We start from the raw sequence: 3,436 nt of genomic DNA, 5'->3' as shown, positions 1-3,436 counted from the left end.
CTTGGGATCGATCTCGGCGTCGCGGCCAAAAAGCGGCGTCCCAGTGGGATGGTTCGGCCGGCCGGGCAGCAGCCCGGCCCAGAACAACAGGGCGCCAAGCAGGCAGAGCGCACCCACCGCCAGGAACACCACCGGCCAAAGCGTGGCCGGACCATGCAGCATCCGCACCATGCCACTCCAGGTGAAATCCCTGCCGCCCAGGAGCAGATATGTGCGCACCAGGCAAGCCATGGCCGCCGCCAGCAGGGGAAGCGCAAACAGCCTGTCAGCCAACCTGTCCATCGGATTTCTTCCCCCGGGGCGTTTATTGGTGGCCCTGGCGACGTGACGGTCGCCCGCCGCATGGTGCAATGGTCGAGACTACCAGCGGCGCGCTCCTATCGCCAAGAGCCCGCCGCCCCGACAGTTCGTGCGGAGCGAAGGGCTCGCGCCTTTGCCGACGCTCGCATGCCTTCCGGCTTGGTTGACACATGTCGTGTATCTGCCATCCTCGCGAAGGGATTCAGGAGAGACCACGATGAAGAAGACTTACGCGAAGCCGACCTTCGTCAGGAAGGGCAAGCTTTCAGCCATCACGGCAAACGGCCCGAGCAGCCCCACAATATGATCCCGGCGCATTCTGGCTGGCTGGATCGAGCCGGCTTTCCGGACGGAATTGCGTAAAACAAGGAATTACAGACCGAGCACTTTGTCGCTAGCCTTTGGATTTATTGCAGATTATTGCCTTCAGCCCGCGTGGTTGACAGATGGCCGCAGTCTGCGATCATCAAGCTGGGATTTTAGGAGAGTCTGAAAATGAAGAAGATCTATGTGAAGCCTATTCTTTTGAAAAAAGGCCGTCTTTCGGCGATCACGGCGGCAAACGGCGCCTCGATATCCTGATTTCAGCGCGTCAGCACCAGATCGTCCAACACCATTTGCCAATAGTGTTTCGTCGACAGGCGAACACGCGTTACGGCTTTGAGCATCGGGGCGTAGTGCAACGGCGTCAGCGCCGACAGCGTGACCTGATCGCTTGAGATCAGCTGCTCGCCAAGCCAGCTTTCGATCAGCGCCACCTCCCCTTCCGACTTCAGCCAGGCAGCGCTCAGCATGACCGAGTGAAAACCGAACGGCTGTTCGCGGCTGAATTCGGCCGGCAGCCCGCTGCTGGTGTAGACCACATGGTCGCCGGAGACGTTGCCATTGACATAGCCCTGGCTGTCCTTGGTGTAGTCGCGCGCCATCGCATTCAGATTGCGCCACGCCAACCCGGCATGGCCGGACGGAATTTTCCTGAAGGTGCGAGACGTCACATCGTCGAAATCGATCGTTTCCAGGGCGGCGTCAGCGGCAATGCAAGCGGTCTGCGGCGACAGCAGGCCGAGATCGGCCGGATAGGGCGACAGCGCCAGCCGCCGCTCAAGGCCGCCGCCACTGATGCTGACCGTGTCGGCGTCATCACTCACATCGACGCTGAAGGCAGCACCTGGCGCCAGCGGCCGCGTCTCCAGCACGTGTCCGTTTCTCATCACCGAGAGGATCGCCGATCCGTCACCGCCAACGCGCCCGCCGAGGCGCCGGGGTGGCGCCAGCCCGACCGGCTGCAGCATCTCGTGCGACACCAGCCCGGCCGGCGAACCCGGCATCGACAGGAGGTGTCGGGACTGGATGTCGTTTTCGCTTTTCGCCTGCCAGCCGGGCGGCACTGAAACCGCAAAGCGCCAGTTGCCTGGCGCGCGGATCACGGCCTTTCTGCGTTTCACCGACATAGGAAAGTTGGCAAAGCCGGCATTGTTGGTGCGCGCTGAAGCGGTGAACTTGCCGGCCTCGTCATACAGCCGCACCATGATCCCGGCCATCGGCCGGTCTCCGACGCCGTATTTGCCGTCGCGATCGACGTCGAAATAAACGAAGGACGAATAGTTCAAAGTGCCGCCGCTGCCGCTCCAATCGCTGCGAACAGAGTAATCGTCAGCCGGATTGGCCAGCCGCCGCCCCTTGCGGCGGCTGCGCCTCTGCCACAACAACCGGAACACGGCAGCAGCAGCCGCAAGCACCACGATGGCAAGCACGATCCCGACAGGGCCGAGGTCAAACATGGGGCCTCGATCCACAGGTCTTGTTGGTGATCATGGGCAAACCGGCTGCGTTGGAGCACTTTGCAACAGACTAGCCTGCGTTAACGTCGCTGCACAGACGACGCTGGCGGCAGCAAAAGGAGACCGCGGCCGCAGAGGCTTGAAGGTCGCCTTACTTCAATTCCACCCACACCGGCGCATGGTCGCTGGCGCCGTCCTCACCGCGCACGTCGCGGTCGATGCCCGCGGCGGTCAGGCGCCGCGCCAGTTTCTTCGACAGCAGGATGTGGTCGAGCCGAAGCCCGGCATCGCGCGGCCAGCGGTTACGGCGATAATCCCAGAAGGTGTAGAGCGTCTCCTGCGGATGCTTCTTGCGCAGGCCATCCGTCCAGCCCTGCGCGAGCAAGGTGGCGAAGGAAGCCCGGCTTTCCGGCTGCACCAGCGCGTTGTCGTCATAGGAGCGGGTGGCATAGATGTCGCGTGGCTCGGGCACGATGTTGTAGTCGCCGGCCAGCACTACCGGCAGGCCGGTGTCGAGCAGCTGTTCGGCGTGCGCCTCCAGCCGCTCGTGCCACGCCAGCTTGTATTGAAATTTTGGTCCCGGCTGCGGATTGCCGTTCGGCGCATAGAGGCAAGCGATGACAATGCCATTCACCGCCGCCTCGATGTAGCGGCTCTGCTTGTCGGCATCGTCGCCGGGCAAGGCATCGCGGGTCAGCACCGGTTCCGACCCCCGCGCCAGGATCGCAACGCCGTTCCAGGTCGGCTCACCCTTCCACACCGCGCCATAGCCGGCAGCCGCAAGGGCCGAGCGCGGAAACTGCATGGCGCGCGCCTTCAGCTCCTGCAGGCAGACGACATCGGGTTTTGAGACAACCAGCCATGCCAGCAGGTTTTCCAGCCGGCTGTTGATGTTGTTGATGTTGAAGGAGGCGATCTTCATCGCTTCAGGAAACGATCCGACCCGACCACGCCTTCACCGCCTCGGCCAGCGTCTTCAAATGATCGGCGGTCGAAAATCCGGAGATGCTCTTGCGCGGCTTGAGGTCATGGTCGCCGTCCTCCAGCCAGTGGATCTCGATGCCCTCGGACAGCACATAGCCGGCAACCTCATCCTGCGTGCCGAACTCGTCGCGTGTGCCTTGGAAGATCAGCGTTGGCGTCTTCAACCCGGCCAGATGTTTTGTCCGCAATTGCTCCGGCTTGGCCGGCGGGTGGAAGGGATATCCGAGGCAGATGAGCCCTGAAATCTCGCCCTTGGCAAACATCTCGTCGGCGACCATCGAGGCGACGCGCCCGCCCATCGACTTGCCGCCGATGATGAGCGGACCAGACACGCCCTTGGCCCTGAGATCGGCGATCGCCTTGACATATTC

Annotated in this window: 4 protein-coding genes and 1 pseudogene; 1 reads left to right on the top strand and 4 read right to left on the bottom strand. The window is 62.8% G+C overall.

Annotated features, from left to right (window positions below):
* Positions 1–282 (bottom strand): annotated as a pseudogene (locus EN935_RS27285) (WD40 repeat domain-containing protein); the annotation flags it as partial.
* A 513-nt stretch (positions 283–795) separates the two neighbouring features.
* Here EN935_RS27285 and EN935_RS42285 point away from each other — a divergent pair.
* Positions 796–882, top strand: a complete 87-nt coding sequence (locus EN935_RS42285) for a putative RiPP precursor (RefSeq protein WP_109660551.1) — start codon at positions 796–798, stop codon at positions 880–882.
* 2 nt (positions 883–884) lie between these two features.
* Here the strand turns inward: EN935_RS42285 and EN935_RS27270 are convergent, their stop codons facing one another.
* The 3 genes from EN935_RS27270 to EN935_RS27260 all read right to left on the bottom strand — a co-directional run.
* Positions 885–2,081 carry a hypothetical protein gene (locus EN935_RS27270; protein ID WP_127373812.1) on the bottom strand — a complete coding sequence of 399 codons (1,197 nt, stop codon included), beginning with the start codon at positions 2,079–2,081 and terminating at the stop codon, positions 885–887.
* A gap of 151 nt (positions 2,082–2,232) precedes the next feature.
* Positions 2,233–3,003, bottom strand: coding sequence for an exodeoxyribonuclease III (locus EN935_RS27265; protein WP_127264523.1), 771 nt, complete (start codon positions 3,001–3,003; stop codon positions 2,233–2,235).
* Positions 3,004–3,007: 4 nt separating this feature from the next.
* The coding region (locus tag EN935_RS27260; protein WP_127373811.1) for an alpha/beta family hydrolase at positions 3,008–3,436 on the bottom strand (429 nt) is incomplete at its 5' end.

It is taken from the genome of Mesorhizobium sp. M7D.F.Ca.US.004.03.1.1, from assembly GCF_003998635.1.
Classification (GTDB): domain Bacteria; phylum Pseudomonadota; class Alphaproteobacteria; order Rhizobiales; family Rhizobiaceae; genus Mesorhizobium; species Mesorhizobium loti.
Note: the sequence above shows the minus strand (reverse complement) of the source record. Positions and strands in the feature narration are given on the sequence as shown.

Excerpts from the sequence above, each read along its gene's own strand:
- EN935_RS27265 (WP_127264523.1), bottom strand. The coding sequence starts at position 3,003 with ATGAAGATCGCCTCCTTCAACATCAACAACATCAACAGCCGGCTGGAA.
- EN935_RS42285 (WP_109660551.1), top strand. The coding sequence starts at position 796 with ATGAAGAAGATCTATGTGAAGCCTATTCTTTTGAAAAAAGGCCGTCTT.
- EN935_RS27270 (WP_127373812.1), bottom strand. The coding sequence starts at position 2,081 with ATGTTTGACCTCGGCCCTGTCGGGATCGTGCTTGCCATCGTGGTGCTT.